The organism is Gymnodinialimonas sp., from assembly GCF_059726805.1.
In genome coordinates this window covers 613,847-638,771 of the sequence record NZ_AP041059.1, presented here as the reverse complement: position 1 = coordinate 638,771, position 24,925 = coordinate 613,847, and the positions used below count along the sequence as shown (strand labels likewise).

Below are 24,925 nucleotides of genomic sequence, written 5' to 3'. Positions count from 1 at the left end.
CGAAGGGGGCAGCGAACCACCGCCCATTCCCAATCCGCACAAAAAAGCGGCATCTTCATCTTTTTGCGCAAAAAATTTGCAAATGGGCACGAAAGCGGCCTCTGAATCAGCCGCACTTCGTTGCCCTCATGGGTCAACCGCCCTGTTTTACCGGACATACGCGGCCCGTCCGGGGCGTGAGGGACAGCAAACCAACCGCAAAAGGGTGACAAACAGTGAAACTCATCATTGCAGCAATCAAACCGTTCAAGCTGGAGGAAGTCCGCGAAGCGCTGACCTCCATCGGCGTGCGCGGCATGATGGTGACCGAGATCAAGGGCTTCGGTTCTCAGTCTGGCCACACCGAGATCTACCGCGGCGCCGAGTACGCCGTGAACTTCGTGCCGAAAGTGAAGCTGGAGATCGTGGTCGCCGCTTCCATGGCCGATCAGGTGGTCGAGACGATCCAGAACACGGCCAAGACCGACAAGATCGGCGACGGCAAGATCTTCGTGCTCGACGTCCAAAGCGCCGTGCGCGTGCGGACCGGCGAAACCAACGACGATGCCCTGTAAGCGCGTATCCACGCGACGCACTGTAAGCATTGATGGGTAAGGGAACTAAACCTATGCAAAATAAGTATCTTCTTCCAGTCTTGGCCGCGGGTGCAATCGCGCTGCCAAGCGTGGCACTGGCCCAAGATGAGGCCGCGCTTCACACCTCGTATATCCTCACCACGTTGCTGTTCCTTGTGGGCGGCTTCCTGGTGTTCTGGATGGCCGCAGGCTTCGCGATGTTGGAGGCCGGTCTTGTCCGCTCCAAGAACGTGGCGATGCAGCTGACCAAGAACATCGCGCTCTTCTCCATCGCGGCCATCATGTATTGGCTGGTGGGTTTCGGCATCATGTACCCGGCCGAATGGCTGATCGAAGGTTGGCTGGGTCCGTTCTTCGCCATCACCTCGCTGGAGCCCGTGGGCCTGGCCGACACCGAAACCGCGCTGGACTACGCCTCCGTTGGTTCCGACTTCTTCTTCCAGTTGATGTTCTGTGCCACCACGGCCTCCATCGTGTCCGGTACCCTCGCTGAGCGTATCAAGCTCTGGCCCTTCCTGATCTTCGTTGTTGTCCTGACGGGCTTCATCTACCCGATCGAGGCGTCCTGGCAGTGGGGCGGCGGCTGGTTGTCTGACGCGGGCTTCTCCGACTTCGCAGGCTCCACGCTCGTTCACGCAGCAGGCGGTTTCGCAGCGCTGGCTGGTGCCATCGTTCTTGGCCCTCGCTTGGGCAAGTACAAGGACGGCCGCGTCAACCCGATGCCCGGCTCGAACCTCGCCTTGGCAACCCTGGGTACGTTCATCCTGTGGCTGGGTTGGTTCGGTTTCAACGGCGGCTCGCAGCTGGCGATGGGCACGATTGGTGATGTCGCTGACGTCTCCCGCATCTTCGCCAACACCAACATGGCGGCTGCTTCCGGTGCCGTTGCCGCGCTGATCCTGACCCAGGTGATGTACGGCAAGGTCGACCTGACGATGGTCCTCAACGGTGCGCTTGCCGGTCTGGTCTCCATCACGGCCGAGCCTCTGGCTCCGTCGCTCTTCGGCTCGCTTCTGACCGGTGCGGTCGGTGGTGTGATCGTGGTCTTCACGGTGCCGCTGCTGGACAAGTTGAAAATCGACGACGTCGTCGGCGCCATTCCGGTGCACCTGTTTGCCGGTATCTGGGGCACGCTCGCCGTAGCCTTCTACACCGGCAACTGGGGCGCTCAGATCCTCGGCATCGCAGCCATCGGCATCTTCGTCTTCGTCACCTCGCTGATCGTCTGGTTCATCCTGAACGCAACCGTCGGCATCCGCGTCGGTGAAGAGGAAGAGATCAACGGCCTCGACGTCGCCGAGCTTGGCATGGAAGCCTACCCCGAGTTCTCCAAGGGCTAAGCCTTGGGTCCAGAAACACGAAAGGGCGCCTTAGGGCGCCCTTTTTCATTGGGCGGATCACCCGCAACACCGTTGACACTCTTCTCCCGAGTGCCGTACGCCTGCCGCCATGGTGAACACGTTCTTCGCATCGCAGGACTATTATCCTCAGCCCTCATAGCTGCGGGTGATTTGCCATGATTTTTCCGCTGCCCCCGACAGCGGTCAAAATCCATTCGACCTTGTGCCGGGCGGCACATTCAAGGGTCGACAGATGAACAACAACAGCAGACGCCAAACCACGTCCCTCGGCATCGTGGGCTTTGGGGCCTTCGGACAACTCGCCGCCCGCCATCTCGGCGCGCATTTCGAGGTTTCAGCCTACGATCCGTCTCCAGACGTCGCCAAGATCGCAGCGCAGATGGGCGTGCGCCTGACGTCATTGCACGCGGTAGCGCAGGCCGACGTGGTCCTTATCGCGGCCCCCGTTTCGTCGTTTGAGCAGGTTGTGCGTAAGATCGCAGCGGCCTGCACACCCGGCGCGCTGATCGTTGATGTCGGCTCCGTCAAAGTCGTGCCCTGCGAGATCATGCGGCGGCTCCTCCCCAACCACGTCGACATTGTCGCGACGCATCCTCTGTTCGGGCCGCAGAGTGCCACGTCCGGTATCGCGGGTCTGAAAATCGCGGTCTGCCCGATTCAGGGAAGCCGACATAGCAAGCTGGCGGCATTCCTGCGCAAGGCGCTCGGCCTGAGGGTCATCATGACGACGCCGGAAGATCACGACCAGGAAGCGGCCATCGTCCAGGGGCTGACGCACCTGATCGCCAAGGTGCTGCTCAGGATGGGGCCGCTGCCAACGCGCATGACAACGCGCAGCTTTGATTTGCTATCCGAGGCGATTTCCATGGTTCAGCATGACGCGCCCGAAGTGTTTGAAGCCATCGAGAAGGCCAATCCCTACGCCGAGACCGTGCGTAGGCAATTCTTCGATCTCGCCGCTGGGTTAAGTGTCGAGCTGGAAACAGCATCCAGGACACCGTCCCACAACGAGGCCTGACGTTGAAAGGACAGCATCCACGGGCGGTCCGTGACACCACGCCGCTATCGCGACGGGTCAGCTGGCCGCGTCAATAAAACACGCTGTCCGCTCGGCCATATCCACCGGAGAGACGTCGCGGTTGAAAAACTCCACGAATCCGATCTCGGGCATCATCAGATACGTGAACGCCGTGTGATCCACCAGGTAATAGGGATCCGTCCCGTCGTCGTGATTCTGATAATAGACGCGGTAGGCGCTGGCGGCGGCGTGGGTCTGATCCTCGGTGCCCGTCAGGCCCAACATGCGCGGGTGGATGTTCTCGGTAAAGGCGGCGACGATCTCGGGCGTGTCGCGGTTGGGGTCCACCGTCACGAACGTCGGCAGCACGCTGTGCCCGCCCTGCTCCAGGATATCCACGGCCTCCGCGTTGCGCACGGTGTCGAGCGGGCAGACATCGGGGCAGAAGGTATAGCCGAAGTACATCAGCGTCGGCTCGGTGATGACGTCCACGTCCGTCACCGTCTCTCCGGTCTCGGAGACCAGCTCGAACGGTCCGCCGATGGAGCCCGCACCGCCGGCCACGACGCCCTGGCGGCATTGCGCGAATGCGTCACCGCTGCCCGCGTTTGCGAGGTAGACGGCAACGCCGGTGCCAGCCATCAGCGCGCCAATCAGCGCAACCGAGGCGAGTGCGTAGGTCCGTGTCATGTTCCAAGATCCCCTCAAGGTGGATAAGTCGCCACGTTGATTACCTAGTCACGCCCGCCTAACAATTCACGACCGCGTTAATGTGACAGGATGCCCCGCCCCATGGCCCTTGTAGAACCCACTCAGGACCCGGCCCTGATCCTGTTGCAACAGGACAGCCGCGTGGATTGGGTGCGCCTGCGCACGCTTCTGGTTCTGCGTTGGCTGGCGATCCTCGGGCAGACCGTGGCCGTGGTGACGGCGTCGTTCTACCTGGGCCTGCGGGTCGAATTGGGATTATGTTTCCTTGCCATCGGGGCGTCCGTCGTCTCGAACCTTGTGGCGCTCTCGATATTCCCTGAAAATCAGCGCCTTAGCGACCGCGACGCCATGCTGACGCTGCTGTTTGACCTGGCGCAGCTGTCGTTTCTTCTGTTCCTGACCGGGGGGCTCAACAACCCCTTCTCGCTGCTGATCCTGGCCCCCGTAACGATCTCGGCCACCGCGCTGACGATGCGCTCCACCGTCATCCTGGGCCTGTTGGCGATCTTCCTGATCTCCTGCCTCGGCCTGTGGTATCTGCCCCTGACAACCCTGACCGGAGAAGTCCTGGCCTTGCCCGGCCTGTTCATCCTGGGCTTCTGGGTTTCGCTGGTGATCGGCATCCTGTTCCTCTCGGCCTATGCCCGCCGCGTCGCGTCCGAGACGCAGCGGATGAACCAGGCGCTACTGGCGACCCAGATGGCCCTGGCGCGGGAGCAGAAGTTGACCGACCTGGGCGGCGTCATCGCGGCAGCGGCCCATGAGTTGGGCACACCGCTGGCGACGATCAAACTGGTCGCGACCGAGCTTTTGGACGACCTCTCCGAGCAGCCGACCCTGGCCGAAGACGCGGCGCTCATCCGCGATCAGGCGGACCGGTGTCGCGACATCTTGCGTTCCATGGGGCGGGCCGGGAAGGACGACATCCTTCTGCGCAGCGCGCCGCTTGGCTCGGTCATCCAGGAATCAGCCGAACCCCACGCCGACCGCGGGATCGAGCTGCACTATGATTTCCACCCGGTCGAAGGCATCGACGACCTCGACCCCGCGCAACAACCCCATATCTGGCGCAAACCCGAGGTCATCCACGGCTTGCGCAACTTCATCCAGAACGCGGTGGATTTCGCCGCCGGGCAGGTCTGGATTGAGGCCGATTGGGGCGACGGTTTCGTGCGTATCACCATCACTGATGATGGGCCCGGGTTTCCGCCGGATCTGCTGGGGCGTCTGGGTGACCCATTCCTGCGCCGCCGCAACCGCGTGCATCAGGATTTGCGCCCGGGGTATCAGGGGATGGGCCTGGGCCTCTTCATCGCCAAGACCCTGCTCGAACGCTCCGGTGCGAAGGTGCATTTCGTCAACGTCGCAGACCCCTTCCTGACCGAAGACGACACCCACGGACGCTCTGGCGCGCGGGTTCAGGTGGTCTGGCCCGAGGCCTCCATCCAGTCGCCCGATCCGCAATCCAGCGGGGCATTGGGGCCGAATATGCCGATAATTGACTGATCCGGCGGGGATTGTTTCCACTACGGAAACAACAGCCCTGAACACCCTCCGCGCCCATTAACGGACCGTTAACCGTTTTGCCCCATCCTCGCCGACGGGGCAGAAAAATAACGGGGTATGGGTGTTGGACAACGCCACGACACTGATTTTCATCGCGATTACCTTCACCACTGCCGCCATGGCCGTGGTGCTGACCACGCGACTTCTCGCCAACCGCGCCACCGCGCCACGTGCGGCGACGGGACCGTCAGGCCGGGCCAGCGGCACCGATGTGCTGCGCCGCTACCGGTTTCGAGAGGGCTATATGCTGTCAGATGTGGAGGACGATGACGCCTTCCTTGACCCCGGCGTCGACCGCTCCTTCGCGTTCCGGCGTCTGGTGTCCACGCTGACCCCCCTCAGCCCGGATCTGCCCGCGCGCATGGCCGCCCTGCAAGACCGCGGCGATGCTTTCCTGATCGACGGGCGCATTGGCGCGGATGCCGTGTTTATCGCCGGAAGGCTGGAGGATGAGGATGTCCTGACCCTCTCGGTCGGGCCTGCGGGCGACGGCGAAGGGCGCCAGGCCGTGGAGGCCGCCACGCTCAACGCGCTGCAATCGGAATTGTCGGATCTGCGCGCCGCGCTCGACACCGGCGTCGTCCCGATGTGGCGGGAGGATGACAGCACCCGCGTCACCTGGGCCAATGCCGCCTACTTTGAGCTGGTGGAACGCCTGCGCGATGGCGAGGCGCCGGGCTGGCCCCTGCCCCGGATCTTCGCGTCCGAGCTGGAACATGCCCCCTCCGAAGGCACGATCCGCCGCTGCAAAATCGCCATGCCCGACCGTGATGAGCCGACCTGGTACGAGATCAGCCGCGATCCCCTGCCCGGCGGCACGGCCCTGTTCACCGCGCAGCCCGCCGACCGTCTGGTGCGGGCCGAAACCAGCCTGCGAGAGTTCCTTCAGACCACCACCAAGACCTTCGCCGCGCTGCCCGTGGGCCTTGCCGTCTTCGACCGCAAGCGCCAGCTCGTCACCTTCAATCCTGCCCTTGTGGCCTTGACCCAAGCGGGGGCGGAGTTCCTGTCGGCCCGCCCCGATCTGCGGTCCTTTCTGGACCAATTGCGCGAGAAGAAGCGCATGCCCGAGCCGCGCGATTACCGGTCCTGGCGCGATGAGATTGCGCAGCTCGAAGAAGGCGCGGAGAACGGCACCTACCGCCAATTGTGGGAGCTGCCCGAGGGCAAGACCTTCCGCGTCATGGGCCGCCCACACCCCGACGGCGCCATCGCCTTCATGTTCGAAGATATCAGTGCCGAAGTCTCGCTCACCCGCCAGTTCCGCGCGGATCTGGAGATGTTCCAGGCCATCCTCGATGCCGTTCCCGCCGCGATTGCGGTGTTCCAGGCCGATGGCGCGATGATCGGTGCCAACGAAGGATACGGACGTCTCTGGGGCAAGGATCCGCAGATCCTCGCGCAGATGCCACACCTGAACCAGGCCTGCGCCGAATGGGCCGAAGGCTGCAAACCCAGCCGCGTCTGGGGCGAGATCCGCCAGTTCGTCGGCCACGAGGTGGAGCGCGCGCCCTGGGTTGAAGAGGTCGAGACACTGGACGGCCTGCGCCTCGCCGTGCGCATGGCGCCCACGCGCGGGCGCGCCACCGTGGTGCAATTCCTGCCCCTCGATGTCAGCCTCTCCGATCCCCTGGCCGACCTCGGCGTGCAAACCGCAACACCGCTTCTGGATGCGGCCCGGGCCCAGGCCAACGGCGGCGCGCAACGCCGCGCCTAAGTCAGCGCCGGTTTCGATTCAATTCCCCAACGATCCCGTCTAGGCTGCCGACCGATGACGCAGCCCATGATCCCCTTGCCCGAAACCGATGCCCCCCAGCTGCCCGATTGGCCGCAGCTGACCACGCGCGCCCTGCCCACGCCCGAGGCGACGGATGCCCTCGCTGCGCGGCTCGCGACAGTGCTGCGCCCGGGCGACACGCTGCTCCTGTCCGGCGCGCTTGGGGCCGGCAAAACCCACCTCGCCCGCGCCCTGATCCGCGCGGCGCTGGATAGCCCCGATGAGCCTGTTCCAAGCCCCACCTTCACCCTCGTGCAAACCTATGAGGCCGGGGCTGGCCCCCTTTGGCACGCGGATCTCTACCGGCTCAGCGACGGGTCTGAGGCCCAGGAGCTTGGCCTTGACGAGGCGCTGGACGATGCCATCTGCCTGATCGAATGGCCCGACCGTCTGGCCCCCGATTGGCCGGGCGGCGCGGTGCTTTTGCACCTCTCGCGCCACGGCGATGACACACGGACCATCGCGCTCCATGCGGCCTCCGAAACACCGCTGGCCGCACGTCTTCTGGCGGTGCTGCACCCATGAGCCATGGCAGTTTTCTGAAGGCCGCCGGGTGGGCCGACGCGGTGGCCACACCGCTGGCCGGGGACGCCTCCAAACGGCGCTACACGCGGCTCAGCCTCGGCGAGCGCACCGCGATCCTGATGGATGCGCCGATGGCGACAGCCGCCGACCGCACCAGCTTTGGCGCCTTCCGCACGATCCGCGCGCACTTGCGGGGCCTGGACCTCTCTGCGCCCGAGGAATACGCCGCCGACCCCGCCAAAGGTCTGATCTTGATGGAAGATCTGGGTGATCTGATGCTCGCCCGCCTGCTGGAACAAGACCCCGCGACGGCGCATAAGGCCTACGGGGCGACGGCCGAACTGCTCGCGGGCCTGAAGGCGCATCCGTCCGAAGGCCTCGCCGCACCCAGCCCCGCCGAGATGGCGCAGATGATTGCGCTCACCTTCGATTTCATCCCCGAAAGTGACGCCCTGCGCGCTGACACCCTGGGGAACCTGGCCGAGGCGCTCAGCACCCACGCCCCCGGCCCCCCGGTCCTGTCGCTCCGCGATGTCCACGCCGAGAACCTGCTGTGGTTGCCGGACCGCGCAGGCCACGCCCGCGTCGGCCTGCTGGATTTCCAGGACGCGCTGCTGCTGCCGGACGGCTACGACCTGGCCTCGCTTCTCGACGACCCGCGTCGCGAGGTGCCGGAGGCCTGGCGCGTCGAGCTGATCGCCACCCACAGCACCCCCGCGCGCATCGCCACCCTGTCGCTGCAGCGCAACCTGCGCATCCTCGGCATCTTTCGCCGCCTCTCGACCGATTTCGGCAAACCCGCATACGCCGCCTTCCTGCCCCGCACCCGCAGGCTGATCTCTCGCGCCGCCGGGGCGTTGCCAACCCTGCAACCGCCGGTGGCCGAGCTGCTTGCCCGCACCGCCCATTGGACCACCCCATGAGCTTGCCCTGCCTGATCCTCGCCGCCGGGTTCGGCACCCGCATGGGCGCGCTGACGGCGGACCGGCCAAAACCGCTGATCGACGTGGCCGGGCAAACGCTGCTCGATCACGCGCTGGACGCTGCAGAGGGCGCTGGCCCGATCACCGTGAACGCCCATTTCCACGCCGACCAGATCGCACAGCATCTGGCGGGGCGGGGCATCACCATCCAGCATGAACAACCAAAGATCCTCGATTCCGGCGGGGCGGTAAAACGGGCCGCCCAGGGGCTCAAGGGCCCCATGGCCACGCTCAACGCCGACAACGTCTGGACAGGCACCGCCCCGGTCCCGCAACTGCAAGCGGCCTTTGACCCGGCCAAGATGGGGGCGCTGCTGCTCCTCACCCCGCGCGCGCAGGCCATCGGGCGCATCGGCGGCGGCGATTTCGCGATGGCCCCGAACGGGCGGCTGACCTTTGACAAATCCGCCGACACCTACGTCTACACCGGCGCGCAGATCCTGGACCCTGCGCCTTGCGTGAACGACCCGCGCGACGTCTTCTCGCTGCGCGATATCTGGCAGGATTACGCGGCCCAGGGGAGGCTTTTCGGCCTGGTCCATCAAGGCCGTTGGGCCGACGTCGGCCACCCCGAGGGCATCCGCATCGCCGAGGATATGCTCCATGCTGTTTGACCCCAGCCCCCACGCCCGTGTCTTCGCGACGCCCCTTGGCGTCGACTTCTGCGCATCGCTCATCGACGGGCTCGCCCAAGCGCTCGACGGTCAGGGGCCAGAGGCCCTGGCGCGGGTCGAAATCCACGTCGCCAACGCCCGGATGCAGCGCCGCCTGCAGGCGCTCTACACCCAACGCGGCCCCGGCCTTTTGCCTCGCATCCGACCCGTCCTTTCCCTGGCCGAAACCGCGGATCTGGAGGGGCTGCCGCCTGCGATATCCCCCCTCGCCCTGCGGCTAAAGCTGGCGCAACTGATCGCCAAGCTGATCGACACCAACCCCGATCTCGCCCCGCGCGCGGCGCTCTATGACCTCGCTGACAGCCTCGCCGATTTCATGGGCGAAATGGTGGAGGAAGGCGTCTCGCCCGAGGATATCGCGTCCCTCGACATGGGCGATCACTCTGATCACTGGACCCGCGCGCGCGACTTCCTGGACATCGCGCAGCAGGTCATTGCGGCGGGCGACAAGCCGACGCCGGAGGCGCGGCAAGCGATGGTCGTGGACCGGTTGATCGCCGAGTGGCGCAACACCCCGCCCGCCCATCCGGTGATCGTCGCAGGCTCCACCGGGTCGCGGCGCGCGACGTTTCGGCTGATGGAGGCGGTCGCCCGCCTGCCCCAGGGCGCGGTGATCCTGCCCGGCATCGACCGCGACATGCCAGCCGCCATTTGGCGCGGCCTTCTGGACGGGCGACGCAGCGGATTGGCCGGGGAAGACCACCCGCAGTTTCGCCTCGCCAAACTGCTCGACGCCATGGACCTCGACCCGGCGCAGGTGCCGCTTTGGGGCCCCGCCGCGCCCGCCGTTCCGGCCCGCAACGCGGTGGTGTCCCTCGCCCTGCGGCCCGCGCCCGTCACCAATCAATGGCGGACGGAAGGGCCAAAGCTGCGCGATTTGACCGGCGCCATGGCAGGCGTGACCCTGATGGAGGCGCCCTCGCCGCAGATGGAGGCGACGGCCATCGCCCTGCGCATGCGCCGGGCCGTTGACGACGGTCAGCGGGTTGCGCTGGTCACGCCCGACAGGCGGCTGGCGCGCAAGGTCACCGCGCAGCTCGACCGCTGGCGGATCAAGCCCGACGACAGCGCCGGGGATGTCCTGGCCCAGACCGCGCCGGGTCGTTTCCTGCGACAGGTGGCCGAGGCGATGTGCGCCCCCGTGACGTCAGAGGCGATGGTCGCGCTGTTGAAACACCCGCTGTGCCATTCCGGCGCGGATCGCGGCACGCATCAACTTCGGACCCAGGACCTGGAGCTTCAGGTCCTGCGCAAAGGCCTCGCCTTTCCCACCCGCGCGGCATTGGCCGAATGGGCCGGGGAGCGCAAGGACGATGATGGTGCGCCTGCCTGGGCCGCCTGGATTGCCACGTTTTTGCTGGACCCCGTGGACCGCGCGCCGATGCCCCTGGCCGAGCGCCTCGCCCTGCACAAAACCCGCGCCGATGCGCTGGCGGCGGGTGCGGATCAGGAGGGATCGGGAGAGCTCTACGACAAGGAGCCCGGCGCGGCGGCGGTCAAACTGCTTACCAATCTGGCGGAAGATGCACCTTCCGGCGGCGCGATGTCCGCGCGCGACTACGCGGATTTCTTCGCCGCGCTCGCCCATGACCGAGAGGTCCGCTTCGCCCTGCGCCCCCATGCCGATGTGCTGATATGGGGCACGCAGGAGGCCCGCGTTCAAGGCGCGGACGTCACCATCCTCGCGGGCCTGAATGAGGGAACTTGGCCGCAAGCCGCCAGCGCAGACCCCTGGCTGAACCGCCCCCTGCGGGCGCAAGCGGGGCTGCGCCTGCCGGACCGGGTCATCGGCCTCTCGGCGCATGATTTTCAGCAAGGCATCGCGGGCGGTGAGGTCTGGCTGTCGCGCGCCAAGCGCGATGATGAGACCGATACCGTGCCCGCCCGCTGGCTGAACCGGCTGGTGAACCTTCTGGGCGGGGCCAGTGCTGAGGCGGCACAGGCGATCGACGACATGCGCCAACGCGGCGACGCGTGGCTGGCGCTGGCCGAGACGCTGACCACGCCCGACAAGGCCGTTGATCCCGCCCCGCGCCCCGCCCCCGCGCCCCAAAACATCGCCCGCCTCACCGCGATGTCGGTTACGGATGTGGAGCGTCTGATCCGCGACCCCTACGCCATCTACGCCGCCCGCATGCTGAACCTGCGCGCCCTCGATCCCCTGCGCGCCAGCCCCGACGCGCGCCTGCGCGGCAACGTGATCCACAAGATCCTGGAGCGGTTCATCAAGGCCACGCCCGTGGACCTGCCCCCCGACGCGGCCGCGCAATTCATGCAGATCGCCGAGGCCATCCTCTCGGACGAGGCCCCCTGGCCCGCCGCCCGCCACCTCTGGCGCAACCGCCTGCAAAAGCTCCTCCCGTGGTATCTGACGCAAGAGGCCGGTTTCCGCGATCTGGCGGAGCCCTGGGTGCTGGAGGAACGCAAGCAGTGGGAGGTTCCGGGCCTGTCCCTCACGCTCTCGGGCATCGCGGACCGGATCGACGAACTGCCCGACGGGCGCGTGGCGATCTACGACTATAAGACCGGCAATCTGCCCACCGACAAGGTCGAGATTGCCTATAACAAGCAGCTGTTATTGCTTGCTTTAATGGGCCGCGGTGGTGCTTTTGCGGAACGTCCGCTGGACGTCGCGCGGCTGGCCTATGTGGGCCTGGGCACCAAGCCCGAGGTGCGGGTGCAGGACTTTGACGGCGCGCTGCTGGACGAGACGCTGGCCGGTCTACACGAGTTGATCCGGCACTATCGCCAGGGCGCGGTTGGCTTCACCTCGCGCCGTTCGCCGAAGCAGACGACTTACGCGGGCGATTACGATCACCTCGCGCGGTTGGGGGAATGGGACGAGACGATGGACGCGCTGGTAATCCCGGTCGGGGAGCCACCCCATGGATGACGCCACCCGCGCCCAGACCACCGCCGCCGATCCCGCCACCTCGACCTGGCTGGGGGCCAATGCGGGCTCGGGCAAGACCCGCGTGTTGACCGACCGCGTGGCGCGGCTGTTGCTGGACGGCGTCCCGCCCGAGCGCATCCTCTGCCTGACCTACACCAAGGCCGCGGCGATGGAGATGCAGAACCGCCTGTTCTCGCGCCTCGGCGCCTGGGCGATGAAAGGCGACGCGGGCCTGGGCGAGACCTTGACCGCGATTGGTGTACCGGTTTCGCGCCTGGACCCAGACCTGTTGAACCGCGCGCGCACGCTTTTTGCCCGCGCGATCGAGGCGCCGGGCGGGCTGAAGATCCAGACGATCCACTCGTTCTGCGCCTCCGTCCTGCGGCGCTTCCCGCTGGAGGCCCGCGTAAGCCCCGCCTTCACCGAGATTGACGAGCGCGTGCAGGCGCGGCTGCTTTCCGATCTGCTGGACGATCTGGCCGAGACGGAAGCGGGCCGCACCGCGCTCGATTTCGTGGCGCCGTACCTGTCGGGCGACGACAGCATCATCGCGCTGGCCCGCGCGGTGGCAGGCCGCGCCGAGGCCCTGACGCCGCCCGCCGATTGGGACGCGATCTGCGATTTCGCGGGGATTTATCCGGGCCTTGCGGAGGGTGATATTTTCGCCGCCGTGCTCACCGGGGATGAGGCGGATCTGTTTCACCTCCTGCGCTCGAACCTCGACCCCGGCACCAAGACCCACGTGAAACTGGGCGATGATCTGGCGGCGCTGGATCTGGAGGCGCCGACGCCTGACACATTGAAAGAGCTGGAGCGGATGTTCCTGTTCGGGCCGACGGCCAAAACACCCTACGGGCCCAAGATCGACGGCATAGCCAACGCCAAAGTCCGCAAAGCCATGGGCGGCGCGGCAGAGGCGCTGAACGATCTGGCGGAGCGTGTGGCCGAGGCGCGCGCGCTGCGCACCGGGCTGGAGACGGCTCGCAAGACCCACGCCCTGCACCAGTTCGCCGCCCGCTTCCTGCCGGCTTACGCCCAGGCAAAGGAGGCGCGGGGCTGGCTCGACTTTGATGATCTGATCGACAAGACCCGCGCGCTTCTGTCCGACAGCAAGGTGGCGCAATGGGTGCTGTTCCGGCTGGATGGCGGCATCGACCATATTCTGGTCGATGAGGCGCAGGACACCGCGCCGCGCCAATGGGACATCGTGCAGCGCCTGGCCGAGGATTTCGCCGCCGGAGAGGGCGCGCGCCCGGACGTGCAGCGCACGATCTTCGTGGTCGGCGACAAGAAGCAATCGATCTATTCGTTCCAGGGCGCGGATCCCTCGGAATTCGACCGGATGCGGGCGCATTTCATGGCTCGGCTGGCCGAGATCGAAGCGCCGTTCCAGGACGCCGCCCTGATCCATTCCTTCCGCTCGGCCGAGCCCATTTTGGCGCTGGTGGATCGTGTGGCAGCAGGCCTTGGCGCGCCCGGATTGGGCGAACGCATTGAACACAAAGCGTTTTTCGACACCAAGCCGGGGCGTGTGGACCTCTGGCCGCATATCCCGCAGGGCGAGAAGACCACCAAGCCCGCCTGGGACGATCCACAAGATATCGTCAGCGAGGACCACCATTCTGCCATCCTCGCCCAAACCCTGGCCGACCAGATCGGCGCGATGATCGCGCAGCCGCCGATGATCGAGGTGGAGGGCAAGGCGCGCGCCTTGACGGCGGGCGATATCCTGATCCTCGTGCGCTCTCGCTCGCCGCTGTTTCACAAGATCATCGCAGAGTTGAAGCGGACCAACCTGCCCGTCGCGGGCGTCGACCGCTCGCAATTGACCTCGCCGCTGGCGGTGAAGGACCTGATGGCCCTGTGCCGCTTCCTCGCCACGCCCGAGGATGATCTATCGCTGGCCTGCGTGCTCCGCTCGCCGCTGTGCGGGCTGTCGGAGGCGCAGCTTTATGACCTGGCCCTCGGCCGCCCCGGGTTCCTGTGGTCTGCCCTGCGCGACCGGGCCGAAGATTTCGCCGAGGCCCACGCGATCCTGAAAGACCTGCGCGATCAGGCGGACTTCCTCAAACCCTACGACCTCTTGGAACGCGCCCTGATCCGCCATGACGGGCGGCGGCGCCTGATCGCGCGGTTGGGGGCAGAGGCCGAGGACGCCGTCGACGCGATGCTTGCCCAGGCGCTGGCCTATGAGGCAACGGAGGTGCCCTCGCTGACGGGCTTCGTGGGCTGGCTCGACTCGGGCGATGTGCAGGTGAAACGCGACCTGTCCCAGGCCACCGGCCAGATCCGCGTGATGACCGTTCACGGTGCAAAAGGGCTGGAGGCCCCCGTGGTGATCCTGCCCGATTGCGCGCAGCATTACAGCCGTGGCGGCTCGGTCAAACTGTTGCAGCCCGAGGGCGCACCGCTTGTCTGGGCACCTGGAAAGGGCGACGAGACCAACGCAGTGTTGGAGGCCGCCGAGGCCAAGAAACAGCGCGAGGCGGAAGAGGCGAACCGCCTGCTTTACGTGGCGCTGACCCGGGCCGAAAGCTGGCTGATCATCGCCGCTTCGGGGCAGTTGGGCAGTGCCGACGACGCATCTTGGTACAAGGTGGTCGAAGACGCGATGGCGGGGATGGGCGCGCAGCCGTTGACCGTGGCGGGCCTGGACGACACTGGGCGGCGCTTGCAAACGGGCGATTGGCCGGACGGCACGAAACCCAGCGATGCCGACACGGCGCGGGCCGCTCTGCCCACCTACGCCACCACCCCCGCGCCCGCGCCGGTCAAGGACCAGCCCGCGCGCAATCCGTCGGATCTTGGCGGCGCAAAGGCCTTGCCGGGCGTGGGCGATGACACTGCCACGGCGATGCAGCGCGGCACGATCACCCACCTTCTGTTGGAACATCTGCCGCGCCTGCCCAAGCCCGCCTGGCCCTCTGCCGCCCCTGGCATCGCGGCGCTGGAGGCCGATGTGTCGCCCGAGGTTCTCGCCCCGATGCTGGAAGAGGCCACGGCCGTGCTGACAGCGCCGGATCTGGCGCCGCTGTTTACCGAGGCGTCCCTGGCGGAGGTCGAGATCACCGGGCATTCCAACACGTTGCAGGCCGATGTGATCGGCATCATCGACCGGCTGATCGTCACACCCACCCGCGTCACCGCCGTGGATTTCAAGACCAACGCCACCGTCCCTGCCACGCCGCAAGACACGCCCGAAGGTGTTTTGCGCCAGATGGGCGCCTATGCCGAGATCCTGCAAGCGATCTATCCCGACCGCGATATCACCACCGCAATCCTGTGGTCGCGCAGCGCCACATTGATGGAACTGCCACACGATCTCGTGTCTGGCGCGCTGAAACGCGCAACCACTGCTTGACGCCCCCATCCCGCGTCCATAGGTTCTGCCCCCGACATAACGCCACCCTGGAGGGCCTGACCCATGGCAACCACCGCTGTTACCGACGCGACGTTTGAATCCGAAGTGATGCAGTCCGACATTCCCGTTGTCGTCGATTTCTGGGCCGAATGGTGCGGCCCCTGCAAGCAGATCGGCCCGGCGCTGGAAGAGCTTTCGGACGAATACGCGGGCCGCGTGAAAATCGTGAAGCTGAACGTGGATGAAAACGGCTCCACGCCGATGCAATTGGGCGTGCGCGGCATCCCGGCGTTGTTCATGTTCAACGGCGGCGAGGTCGTTTCCAACAAGGTCGGCGCAGCCCCCAAGGCGGCGCTGCAAAAGTGGATCGACGAGGCCGTCTAAGGCCCGTTTCCACCGACGATTTGGACGGGCGCCCCGATTTCTTGTCGGCGGCGCCCGTTTTCATTGCAGAATGCCGATTGTTTCATCTGCGACGGTTTGACCAAATCCCTTTTGTTCCTATAACTTAGGCTAGACCGCACGGGAGACGACGCCATGGCCACGACCGACCGCAACCTCCGAGACATCGGGCAGGATAAGTCCCTGCTGATCATCGACGATGATGAGCCGTTTCTGCGCCGCCTGGAGCGTGCGATGGAAAAACGCGGGTTCGAGGTTGAGGCCGCAGGCTCTGTAGCGGCGGGCACGGCGATCGCCACGGCCCGGCCCCCCGCCTATGCCGTCGTCGATCTGCGGCTGGAGGATGGCAACGGCCTGGACGTGGTGGAGACCCTGCGCGAGAAGCGGCCTGACGCGCGGATCGTGGTGCTGACAGGCTACGGCGCGATTGCGACGGCGGTGGCGGCGGTCAAGATGGGCGCGACGGATTACCTGTCCAAGCCCGCCGACGCCAATGACATCACCTCGGCGCTGCTGGCCGAGGAAGAGGAAATGCCGCCCCCGCCCGAAAACCCGATGTCCGCAGATCGCGTCCGGTGGGAGCATATCCAGCGCGTCTATGAGCTCTGTGATCGCAACGTGTCCGAAACGGCGCGGCGGCTGAACATGCACCGCCGCACGCTGCAGCGCATCCTCGCAAAGCGCTCGCCTCGGTGAGGGCGCTTGCCCTTGTGATCCTTCTGACCGGCTGCGTAAGCATCGGCCCCGCGCCGGTTGCGCCGGGCCCGGTCGTATCGATCCGTTTCGACACGGGCGGGATTGAAGCGGTCGGCACCGGGCAACGCATCGACTTTGGCCGCGACCGTGCCGGTGTGATCGAGACGATGACCCGCCTGCAAGGCAGCGCGCCGACGCCACTGCCCTGCGATGACAGCCGCCGCGCCGCCTACCGCTGGCAGGACGGCCCGCTTCTGGTGTTCCGCGATGATGATTTCGTCGGATGGAGCACGCCGGACCTTGCGCAATCCGCGACGGGCGCGGGCACGCAAGGGTTAAGCTGCACGCCCATCAGCCCCGTCTAAAGCGTCCCGCCTTTGACCAGAGACATCAGATAGAGGCGGGGCGCGTGCACCGATCAAACCTTGCACAGCGCTTCCCCAAAAGCCGTGGCTCAGGTTTTTGGCGGAACGCTTTTGTCGCGTTTGCGACGTTCCACCGACAGGCCTTTGAGGGGCGAGGATACGCCCGCCAGCAGGAAGCCAAAGAGGTTCGACAACCAGCTTTTGCGCGGCGGTGCGACGTCATCTTCCGGGTCTTCGATCAGATCTCGCTGGTCGTGGGGAATGACAGTGCCCCGGGCGATCGCCTCCAGCAGGGCGACGGCGTCGTCATATTGGCGGTCGACCACGTAGATCTCCAGCGGGCCGAACGCCAGGGCGTTCATCGGCAGGGTTGACGTCGTCTCCAGCCCCGGCGCGATCACCAGGAAATCCGCGCCTTCCAGCGCCGCAAGCGCCATACGAATCTCCATCGGGTCAAAGCTGGCGGCGACGCGGGTGAAGCCGTGGTAGCGGGACATCAGCACGCCCCCCCGGCGATGCAGCGCGAGTCGCGGCGCAACCAGGTGACGAAGGTTTGCGCGCGGCGCGACAGCGGCCCTGGCAGATGCAGCAGGTGATAGGCGTAGTCGGTGTCGACCTCCTCGGCCAGCACTTCCAACCTGCCATCGGCGATGTCGGTTTCCACCAGCGCGTGGGGCTGCGCCGAAACGCCCGCGCCCGCGCGGCAGGCGGGCAGCAACAGCGCGTTGGATTGAAGCGACGTGGCCGTCAGAGTGTTCGGGTCGACACCGAGGCGCAGGAGGCGTTTGTTGAACTCCGAATGGGATTGGTCCAGCAGCCAGGGCAGGGTCAGCACGCGGTCCCATGCCTCTTGGCTTTGCAGGTCCTTGGGACTGGGCCCGTAGCGGCCCGGCTGGCCGACGACGACCATCTTGGCATGGGTCAGCACGATCCCCTCAAGGCCGGGCCAGGGCCCGGTGCCGTGGCGAATGGCAAGGTCCACACCCTCGCGCCGCAGGTCGACCGTGTCCTGGCTGGTCTGCACGGTCAGCGGCACGTCGGGATGGGCGGACCAGAAGGCGGCGAGGCAGGGCATCAGCCAGTTCTCAGCAAAACTGGGCGTGGTGGTCAGGACCACGGGCCGATCCTCGCGCCCTTGTTTCAGGGCGCGCACGCCCGCTGCGATCTCGGCAAAGCCATTGCCCAGGTCACGGGATAGTTCGGCGCCGGCCAGCGTCGGCACCATGCCCCGTCCCGCGCGGCGCAGAAGCGGCTGGCCAAACTCGGCCTCCAGCGCGCGGACATGGGCCGCGATGGCCGCATGGGTCACGTTGAGCGCGCGCGCCGCTTCCGAGAGCGACCCGAGCCTTGCGGCTGCCTCAAACGCGCGCAGCGCCGAGAGGGAGGGGATGTCACGCCAATCCATCTGTCACCTGATCTAACATGTGGTCAGTATTGCGGATTCGGCACAGGCGCCGCAAGGGGGTATCAAGGGGCATCACTTAGGAAAGGAAAAGACGATGTTCGGAATTCTTGCAAAAACCCTGAAAACCGCCGTTCGTACCAGTGAAAACTGGAGCGTTGCGCGCCCGCTGGATGTCTTCGACCACCGCACCCGGGCCCAGAAAGAGCGTGACGCCGCCGAGCGGCGCCGGCTGCTGCGCCAGACCGGCATGATGTAAGTCTGACACCAGCCCCGTGCAACCTGCGTACCGGTCCCTGTCGGACAGGTTGCCCTAAAGATCGAGGCGCTTGAGGATCTTGTCGACAACTCTCCCGTCGGCCATCCGATAGCCCTCGATCTTGCCATAATCCTCGAACCCGCGGGACTGGTAATAGGCCAGCCCGCTTTCGTTATCGGCGCGGATATTGGCGTTGATCCACGTGTAGCCCATGTCCTTGGCGACCCGGCGCGTGGCCTCGAACAGTTTCGAGCCAATGCCCAGGCCCTGCCTGCCGGGCTTGGCGAAGGTCGCGATTTCAGCAGCTTCCGGCGGCAGGTAATCGCCCCCCGGGGCGATGTATTGAAACCCCAGGATCTCTCCCTCTTCGGTTTCGGCCACGTGCCACGCGCCATTCGGGCGCGCCATCCACTTCAGGATATCGTCGCGGCTGACCTGCCCGGTGATCGCCGTCGTGCCGCCGATGGCGATGATTTCGTTGAGCAGTGCCGCCGTCTCGCCGGCGTCGAGGTCGTGGGCGGGGCGAATGATCATACTTGGCTCATCAGATGGGTGTGGCGGTCGGTGAAGTCTTTGCGAACCTCGGACGGTGGGCGCAGGTGCAGGTGCAATCCGTCGATGATCTTGTCATCGGGGTGGCCGAAGAACTTGTCAGCCTCGCGCGGCTCGAACCCGGCCAGCTGCGTGGCCTCCAGCCAGGCGGAGATCTTGTCGGCCCGTTTGATCGTGGTCTTCACCGATTTCGGCAGGACGGCGGGCAGGCCAAAGCGCAGGTGGATGGCAGCGGCCAGGCGGTCATCGAGCGCGCCGTAATCCGGGCCCACGGCGGCTTTGACGGGCGAGATCATGTCGCCAATCACATATTCCGGGGCGTCGTGCAAAAGCGCTGCCAGCTGCCATTTCGACGGCGCATTGGGGGCCAGACGGGCATGGATATCGGCGACGAGAATGGAATGCTCGGCCACGGAATAGGCGAAATCCCCCTGGGTCTGGCCGTTCCAACGCGCCACGAACGCGAGGCCGTGGGCGATATCCTCGATCTCGATATCCATCGGCGTCGGGTCCAGCAGGTCCAGCCTGCGGCCCGAGAGCATGCGTTGCCACGCGCGGGGTTGAGATTTTGCCATGGGGTGGGCTCCGAACGTCAATGACGCGTTTGTAACAAGTGTGGTCCGGCGGACCAGCCCTCATTGTCGACGTGGGCGCAGCCTGAAACGGCGGACCCTCCGGGGGGAGTTTTTCTGGCAAGATGAAGCGGAGCGCCGCGCATTTTAGAAAAGGTCTAGGCAAATTTGCAGGTTCAGACGTAGCATGGCTGCGCAATTACGCATTAGTTAGGAGGATTTTCCCATGTCCAAAGATGAAAAAGACGGCGCCGGCAAAGGTGCCCCGGTGAAGCCGGACCACGACAAAGACGGCGGCGCCAAGTAGGCGCAACCTGTTTTAGACAGCGTGCTTTAGGCTATGGCGGGCCGTCCGATTTCCGGGCGGCCCGTTCTCGTTCCTACTTGGTGCCGTGGCGGCGTCAGATTTCCATCACGATGCGGCCATCGATCTGGCCTGCGCGCATCTTGTCGAAGATCGCGTTGATGTTTTCCAGCTTGTCCCAGGCGAAATGGGCCGCGACCGCGCCGTCATCGGCAAAGGCCAGGGTTTCGCGCAGGTCGTTGCGGGTGCCGACGATGGAGCCGCGCACGGTGATCCGCTTGAGCACGATCTCGAAGATGGGCAGCGGGAAATCGCCCGGCGGCAGGCCCACGAGCGACATGAAGCCCTTGCGCCGCAACATGCCAACGGCCTGGCTGAAGGCGCTGTTGGAGACGGCGGTGACAAGCACCCCGTGGACGCCGTCCATCATCGTCTGCAGTTCAGCCACCGGATCCTGGTCGACCGCATGGAAGGTCATGTCCGCGCCGAGGGTTTTGGCGAGGTCTAGCTTGTCCTGGTGTACATCCACAGCCACGACATGCAGGCCCATCGCCTTGGCGTATTGCACCGCCATGTGACCCAGGCCGCCGATGCCCGAGATTGCGACCCAATCGCCGGGCTTCAGCTCCAGCTCTTTGAGGCCCTTGTAGACGGTGACACCGGCGCAAAGGAGCGGCGCGGCGGCGCCGAAATCCAGCCGGTCGGGGAGTTGCCCCACGTAGTTCGCATCGCAGGCGACGTATTCCGCGTAGCCGCCATTGACGGTGTAGCCGGTCATCTGCTGATCCGGGCACAGCGTTTCCCACCCGCCGACGCAATGCTCACACCGGCCACAGGCGGTATGCAGCCAAGGCGCGCCGATCCGGTCGCCTTCCTTGAGGTGAGTGACACCGGCGCCGAGGGCTGCGACCTCTCCCACGCCCTCATGGCCGGGGATGAAGGGGGCGGTCGGTTTCACGGGCCAATCCCCCATCGCGGCGTGCAGATCGGTGTGGCACACGCCCGACGCGCGGACTCGCATCAGGACCTGACCGGGGCCGATTTCCGGCACCGGCACCTCGCGGATATCAAGCGGTTGGCCGAGACCGGGAACGACGGCAGCTTTCATGGTTTTAGGCAGGCTCATGCGGGGTCTCCTTTCGTTGAAGTTGCAACGATTGTTGCACGACTTAGATGGCAGTTTGTTGACATGGATCAGATCGAGCACGACGCCGCGACGCCTTTGCAATCGCAGCATTGCCCGCTTGGCATCGTGCTGCTATGTGGCGATCAAAATGTAATTACGCGCCCGAGGAGGCAAATAAATGGACGACTATATCGTCAAGGATATCGCGCTGGCAGAGTTCGGCCGCAAGGAATTGGACATCGCCGAAACCGAGATGCCGGGCCTGATGGCGCTGCGCGAGGAATATGGTGCGGAAAAGCCCCTGAAGGGTGCGCGTATCGTGGGCTCGCTCCACATGACGATCCAGACGGCTGTTCTGATCGAGACGCTGGTTGAACTGGGTGCGGACGTCCGTTGGGCCTCGTGCAACATCTTCTCGACCCAGGATCATGCGGCGGCGGCGATTGCCCAGGCGGGCGTGCCTGTGTTCGCGATCAAGGGGCAGTCGCTCGAAGAGCATTGGGATTACCTGGACAAGTCGTTCCTGTTTGAAGACGGCCCGAACCTGATCCTCGACGATGGCGGCGACGCGACTTTGTACATCCTGTTGGGTGCCCGCGCGGAAGCCGGGGAAGAGATCATCCCGGTGCCAGGATCCGAGGAAGAAGTCGCGATCAAGGCGCAGATCGCCAAGCGCATGGCGGCGTCCCCCGGTTGGTTCACCAAGATGAAAGAGCAGATCGTTGGTGTGTCCGAGGAGACAACCACTGGTGTGCACCGTCTGTACGACCTGCAGAAGAACGGCCAGCTGCCGTTCCCGGCGATCAACGTCAATGACTCTGTGACCAAGTCGAAGTTCGACAACAAGTATGGCTGTAAGGAGTCTCTGGTCGACGGCATCCGCCGCGCCACCGACACGATGATGGCCGGCAAGGTTGCTGTCGTGATGGGCTACGGCGATGTGGGCAAAGGCTCTGCCGCGTCGCTGGCCGGTGCCGGTGCCCGCGTGAAGGTGACCGAAGCCGATCCGATCTGCGCGCTGCAGGCCGCCATGGACGGGTTCGAGGTTGTGCTGCTGGAAGATGTTGTGGCGGACGCCGACGTCTTCATCACCACCACCGGCAACAAGGACGTCATCCGCATCGAGCATATGCGCGAGATGAAGGACATGGCGATCGTGGGCAACATCGGCCACTTCGACAATGAGATTCAGGTCGCTGCGCTCAAGAACCACAAGTGGACCAATATCAAAGAGCAGGTGGACATGATCGAGATGCCCAACGGGCATCGCTTGATCCTGCTCTCGGAAGGTCGTCTGCTGAACCTCGGCAATGCCACTGGTCACCCGTCCTTTGTGATGTCCGCGTCCTTCACCAACCAGGTGCTGGCGCAGATGGAGCTGTGGCTGCGCGGCGATGAGTATGAGAACCAGGTCTACATCCTGCCCAAGAAGCTGGACGAGAAAGTGGCCCGCCTGCACCTGGCGAAGATCGGCGTGAAGCTGACCCAGCTGGACAAAGAGCAAGCCGACTACATCGGCGTGCCCCAGGACGGCCCCTTCAAGCCCGAGCATTACCGCTACTGAGGCCCCGGCCCAGACCCAAGACATCGCGCCGCCCGTGGGAGACCCCCGGGCGGCGTTTCTTTGTGGGAACCTAAGGCGCGATCTTGGCGTTATCTTTTTCGGGCTTATCGCACCCTATTGATAAATCATGATTTTCTCGAAAATTCAGGGAACGGAATCGCGGTGAAAGCGGTTTGGTCTTCATACGCCGGACACGTCCGGCATCCTAAATTCGGGAGACTTATGATGACCTTCAAAACCACTCTGTTGAGCACCGTTGCAACCCTGGCTCTGGCCTTCCCCGCCGTCGCACAATCCGGCTCGGTCGGCCTGACCGGTGAGGGCGCCTGCACGGTGGCCGAGGGCGCGCCGATGCCCGCCGGCTGCGAGGTGCACGGCGACATGGAGGCAGGCGCCGCCTTTGACGGTTCCGCCGAGGAATTCGCCGATGAGATGGGCGATATCGACATGGACGGCGAGGCTGAGATGACCGCTGGCATGGGTGAAACCGACGCGCCCTCCGCGCAGACGGATCTGGCCACTGAAAGCATGCTGACCGCTGGCACCGCCATGCCGATGGACATGGACGAAGCCGCCGTGCCCACCGCTTTGGGCGGCATGACCGTGGCCGACATCGTGGGCATGGATGTGCACACAACCTCGGACAACGACGTGGGTGAGATCGACTACATCATTCAAGCCGAAGGTGGCTATGAGGCCGTGATCGGGATCGGGGGTATCTTGGGCCTGGGTGAATACACCGTCGCCCTGCCGCTGGACGCCTTTTCGGTCAGCGAAGACAACAACCAACTGATCATCGAGGGCTATACGGAGGCCGAGCTGGAAGCGATGCCCGAGATCGACGAGAGCGAGCTGGACGCGCTGCCGAGTGACTATGTGATCGGCTAACGCTTTGCGCTTTCCGTGTTGATTACACGAAGGACGGGGCCCGGGCATGGCGACATGTCCGGGTTCTTGCGTGAAGCGCCCGGTCTGACGGCCCCCGTGACGGGGGCTGGAGGCTCGGGCGCAATGCTTGTGGAGCATGCTAGTTGTAAGGGAACGCGGCGCCGCGTCATGCGACAATCGCTGACGCCCGGGGTGAAGTGCCCCAAACGCCCGGAAAAATGCGCGGTTCCGAGCCTGTGATCCTGCACCCGTTCGGCCCGAATTGGGGGTGGGGGTGGTCTGAGGGGTCAGGCGAGAGACCATCGTCGGGGGTGTGCGGGCAGGTTGAAAGCCCACCGCACCGGTTAACCGACATGCTTTGTCCTGTGGCAGGGTTGAGAAAACGTTAACGGGATCGGTAAAAACCGACACTCCGTCGGTCGATTTCAGGAAAGACCTCTGCCACCGGCAGCGCTTTGCTGGCGGTACAGCAAGCGGAGGCTCAGATGGCAGGATTGGATCAGTCGCAGGTCGCCACCTATGGGAGGGACGGCGTCGTGTACCCCGTGCCGGTGTTGTCGGAGGCCGAAACCCGCGCGACACGCCAAGCGGTTGAGGCGCTGGAGGCGCAGCACGCAGCGGGCGCGGGCGGGCATGACCTGAAGCAGTTCTTCCGGGTCAACGGACAGTTGGTGATCCCGCTTCTGGCCAATCTGGCGCGGACCCCGGCCATTCTGGATGCGGTGGAAAGCCTGCTCGGCCCCAATCTGCTGGTCTGGTCGGTGGAGTTGTTCATCAAGGAACCCGGCGACGGCACGGTGGTCAGCTGGCATCAGGACCTGACCTACTGGGGCATGGGCGAGACCGATGAAGAGGTCACGGCCTGGGTCGCGCTTTCGGATGTGAGCGTAGAGGCGGGCTGCATGCGGTTCATCCCCGGCAGCCACACGGGCGCCATCGTGGACCACAAGGACACCTTCTCGAACGACAACCTGCTGTCGCGCGGGCAGGAGATTGCAGGCGTGGATGAGAGCGCGGCAGTGCCCGGCCCGCTGCGGCCCGGTGAAATGTCGCTGCACCATGGGCGCTGCTTCCATGCCTCTGCCCCCAACCGCTCGGACGACCGCAGGATCGGCTGCGCGATCCGCTATGTGACGCCCGAGGTGCGGCAGGGCCTGCACCGCGACTACGCCATGTTGGTGCGTGGCCAGGACGCGGCGCAGGGATGGATCAACCTTGCCGGACCCAGGGGCCTGTTCGACGCCCGCGATCTGGCGCTTTACGAAGAGGTTCTGGCCGCGCAATCCGTGGCACTTGCGGCCGGGGCAGAGGGCGACGTGGCGATGTATCAAGGGGCAGAGCTGTGACGGGT

Annotated in this window: 23 protein-coding genes; 17 read left to right on the top strand and 6 right to left on the bottom strand. The window is 65.3% G+C overall.

Annotated features, from left to right (window positions below):
- The first annotated feature begins 215 nt into the window (after positions 1-215).
- From AC6I9R_RS03210 to AC6I9R_RS03200, 3 genes are all read left to right on the top strand, one after another.
- On the top strand, positions 216-554 hold the full coding sequence (locus tag AC6I9R_RS03210; RefSeq protein WP_461429130.1) for a P-II family nitrogen regulator: 339 nt from the start codon (positions 216-218) through the stop codon (positions 552-554).
- A 53-nt stretch (positions 555-607) separates the two neighbouring features.
- A complete protein-coding gene (locus tag AC6I9R_RS03205; protein WP_461429129.1) occupies positions 608-1,915 on the top strand; it encodes an ammonium transporter in 1,308 nt (435 codons plus the stop codon).
- Positions 1,916-2,168: 253 nt separating this feature from the next.
- A complete protein-coding gene (locus AC6I9R_RS03200; protein WP_461429128.1) occupies positions 2,169-2,954 on the top strand; it encodes a prephenate dehydrogenase/arogenate dehydrogenase family protein in 786 nt (261 codons plus the stop codon).
- Between the two features lie 57 nt (positions 2,955-3,011).
- Here AC6I9R_RS03200 and AC6I9R_RS03195 read toward each other — a convergent pair whose 3' ends face one another.
- Entirely contained in the window at positions 3,012-3,644 is a 633-nt protein-coding gene (locus AC6I9R_RS03195; RefSeq protein WP_461429127.1) for an SCO family protein, read from the bottom strand.
- A gap of 102 nt (positions 3,645-3,746) precedes the next feature.
- On the opposite strand from AC6I9R_RS03195, the gene regB reads away from it, so the two are divergent.
- From regB to AC6I9R_RS03145, 10 genes are all read left to right on the top strand, one after another.
- Positions 3,747-5,171, top strand: coding sequence for a sensor histidine kinase RegB (gene regB / locus AC6I9R_RS03190; RefSeq protein WP_461429126.1), 1,425 nt, complete (start codon positions 3,747-3,749; stop codon positions 5,169-5,171).
- Between the two features lie 121 nt (positions 5,172-5,292).
- On the top strand, positions 5,293-6,948 hold the full coding sequence (locus tag AC6I9R_RS03185; protein ID WP_461429125.1) for a PAS-domain containing protein: 1,656 nt from the start codon (positions 5,293-5,295) through the stop codon (positions 6,946-6,948).
- A gap of 54 nt (positions 6,949-7,002) precedes the next feature.
- The gene (gene tsaE, locus AC6I9R_RS03180; protein ID WP_461429124.1) at positions 7,003-7,533 is read left to right on the top strand and encodes a tRNA (adenosine(37)-N6)-threonylcarbamoyltransferase complex ATPase subunit type 1 TsaE; all 531 of its coding nucleotides are present in this window, start codon (positions 7,003-7,005) and stop codon (positions 7,531-7,533) included.
- Positions 7,530-8,456: an aminoglycoside phosphotransferase family protein gene (locus AC6I9R_RS03175; protein ID WP_461429123.1), complete on the top strand. Its 927-nt coding sequence runs from the start codon at positions 7,530-7,532 to the stop codon at positions 8,454-8,456. Before tsaE ends, AC6I9R_RS03175 begins: the two co-directional genes overlap by 4 nt.
- On the top strand, positions 8,453-9,130 hold the full coding sequence (locus AC6I9R_RS03170; protein ID WP_461429122.1) for a nucleotidyltransferase family protein: 678 nt from the start codon (positions 8,453-8,455) through the stop codon (positions 9,128-9,130). Before AC6I9R_RS03175 ends, AC6I9R_RS03170 begins: the two co-directional genes overlap by 4 nt.
- Positions 9,120-12,083, top strand: coding sequence for a double-strand break repair protein AddB (addB, locus tag AC6I9R_RS03165; RefSeq protein WP_461429121.1), 2,964 nt, complete (start codon positions 9,120-9,122; stop codon positions 12,081-12,083). The genes AC6I9R_RS03170 and addB overlap by 11 nt, the downstream gene beginning before the upstream one ends.
- Complete coding sequence (addA, locus tag AC6I9R_RS03160) at positions 12,076-15,444, top strand: double-strand break repair helicase AddA (protein WP_461429120.1); 3,369 nt, start codon at positions 12,076-12,078, stop codon at positions 15,442-15,444. The genes addB and addA overlap by 8 nt, the downstream gene beginning before the upstream one ends.
- Before the next feature lie 63 nt (positions 15,445-15,507).
- Positions 15,508-15,828: a thioredoxin gene (gene trxA / locus AC6I9R_RS03155; protein WP_461429119.1), complete on the top strand. Its 321-nt coding sequence runs from the start codon at positions 15,508-15,510 to the stop codon at positions 15,826-15,828.
- A 153-nt stretch (positions 15,829-15,981) separates the two neighbouring features.
- Positions 15,982-16,542: an ActR/PrrA/RegA family redox response regulator transcription factor gene (locus AC6I9R_RS03150; protein WP_461429118.1), complete on the top strand. Its 561-nt coding sequence runs from the start codon at positions 15,982-15,984 to the stop codon at positions 16,540-16,542.
- Positions 16,543-16,556: 14 nt separating this feature from the next.
- Positions 16,557-16,907: a hypothetical protein gene (locus AC6I9R_RS03145; protein ID WP_461429117.1), complete on the top strand. Its 351-nt coding sequence runs from the start codon at positions 16,557-16,559 to the stop codon at positions 16,905-16,907.
- 89 nt (positions 16,908-16,996) lie between these two features.
- Here AC6I9R_RS03145 and AC6I9R_RS03140 read toward each other — a convergent pair whose 3' ends face one another.
- Both AC6I9R_RS03140 and AC6I9R_RS03135 read right to left on the bottom strand, forming a co-directional pair.
- A complete protein-coding gene (locus AC6I9R_RS03140) occupies positions 16,997-17,404 on the bottom strand; it encodes a hypothetical protein (RefSeq protein WP_461429116.1) in 408 nt (135 codons plus the stop codon).
- Positions 17,404-18,312 carry a LysR family transcriptional regulator gene (locus AC6I9R_RS03135; RefSeq protein WP_461429115.1) on the bottom strand — a complete coding sequence of 303 codons (909 nt, stop codon included), beginning with the start codon at positions 18,310-18,312 and terminating at the stop codon, positions 17,404-17,406. The genes AC6I9R_RS03140 and AC6I9R_RS03135 overlap by 1 nt, the downstream gene beginning before the upstream one ends.
- A gap of 19 nt (positions 18,313-18,331) precedes the next feature.
- Between AC6I9R_RS03135 and AC6I9R_RS03130 the strand changes: the two genes are divergently transcribed.
- Complete coding sequence (locus AC6I9R_RS03130) at positions 18,332-18,568, top strand: hypothetical protein (protein WP_497863059.1); 237 nt, start codon at positions 18,332-18,334, stop codon at positions 18,566-18,568.
- Between the two features lie 54 nt (positions 18,569-18,622).
- Here the strand turns inward: AC6I9R_RS03130 and AC6I9R_RS03125 are convergent, their stop codons facing one another.
- The 3 genes from AC6I9R_RS03125 to AC6I9R_RS03115 all read right to left on the bottom strand — a co-directional run bounded on the left by AC6I9R_RS03125 (position 18,623) and on the right by AC6I9R_RS03115 (position 21,122).
- Complete coding sequence (locus AC6I9R_RS03125; protein WP_461429113.1) at positions 18,623-19,102, bottom strand: GNAT family N-acetyltransferase; 480 nt, start codon at positions 19,100-19,102, stop codon at positions 18,623-18,625.
- Positions 19,099-19,695, bottom strand: coding sequence for an HD domain-containing protein (locus AC6I9R_RS03120; protein ID WP_461429112.1), 597 nt, complete (start codon positions 19,693-19,695; stop codon positions 19,099-19,101). Before AC6I9R_RS03120 ends, AC6I9R_RS03125 begins: the two co-directional genes overlap by 4 nt.
- Positions 19,696-20,093: 398 nt before the next feature.
- Complete coding sequence (locus AC6I9R_RS03115) at positions 20,094-21,122, bottom strand: zinc-dependent alcohol dehydrogenase (protein WP_461429111.1); 1,029 nt, start codon at positions 21,120-21,122, stop codon at positions 20,094-20,096.
- Between the two features lie 178 nt (positions 21,123-21,300).
- Between AC6I9R_RS03115 and ahcY the strand changes: the two genes are divergently transcribed.
- From ahcY to AC6I9R_RS03100, 3 genes are all read left to right on the top strand, one after another.
- Positions 21,301-22,686, top strand: coding sequence for an adenosylhomocysteinase (ahcY, locus tag AC6I9R_RS03110; protein ID WP_461429110.1), 1,386 nt, complete (start codon positions 21,301-21,303; stop codon positions 22,684-22,686).
- A gap of 225 nt (positions 22,687-22,911) precedes the next feature.
- Positions 22,912-23,574, top strand: coding sequence for a PRC-barrel domain-containing protein (locus tag AC6I9R_RS03105; protein ID WP_461429109.1), 663 nt, complete (start codon positions 22,912-22,914; stop codon positions 23,572-23,574).
- Positions 23,575-24,059: 485 nt separating this feature from the next.
- On the top strand, positions 24,060-24,920 hold the full coding sequence (locus AC6I9R_RS03100) for a phytanoyl-CoA dioxygenase family protein (RefSeq protein WP_461429108.1): 861 nt from the start codon (positions 24,060-24,062) through the stop codon (positions 24,918-24,920).
- Positions 24,921-24,925 lie beyond the last annotated feature (5 nt).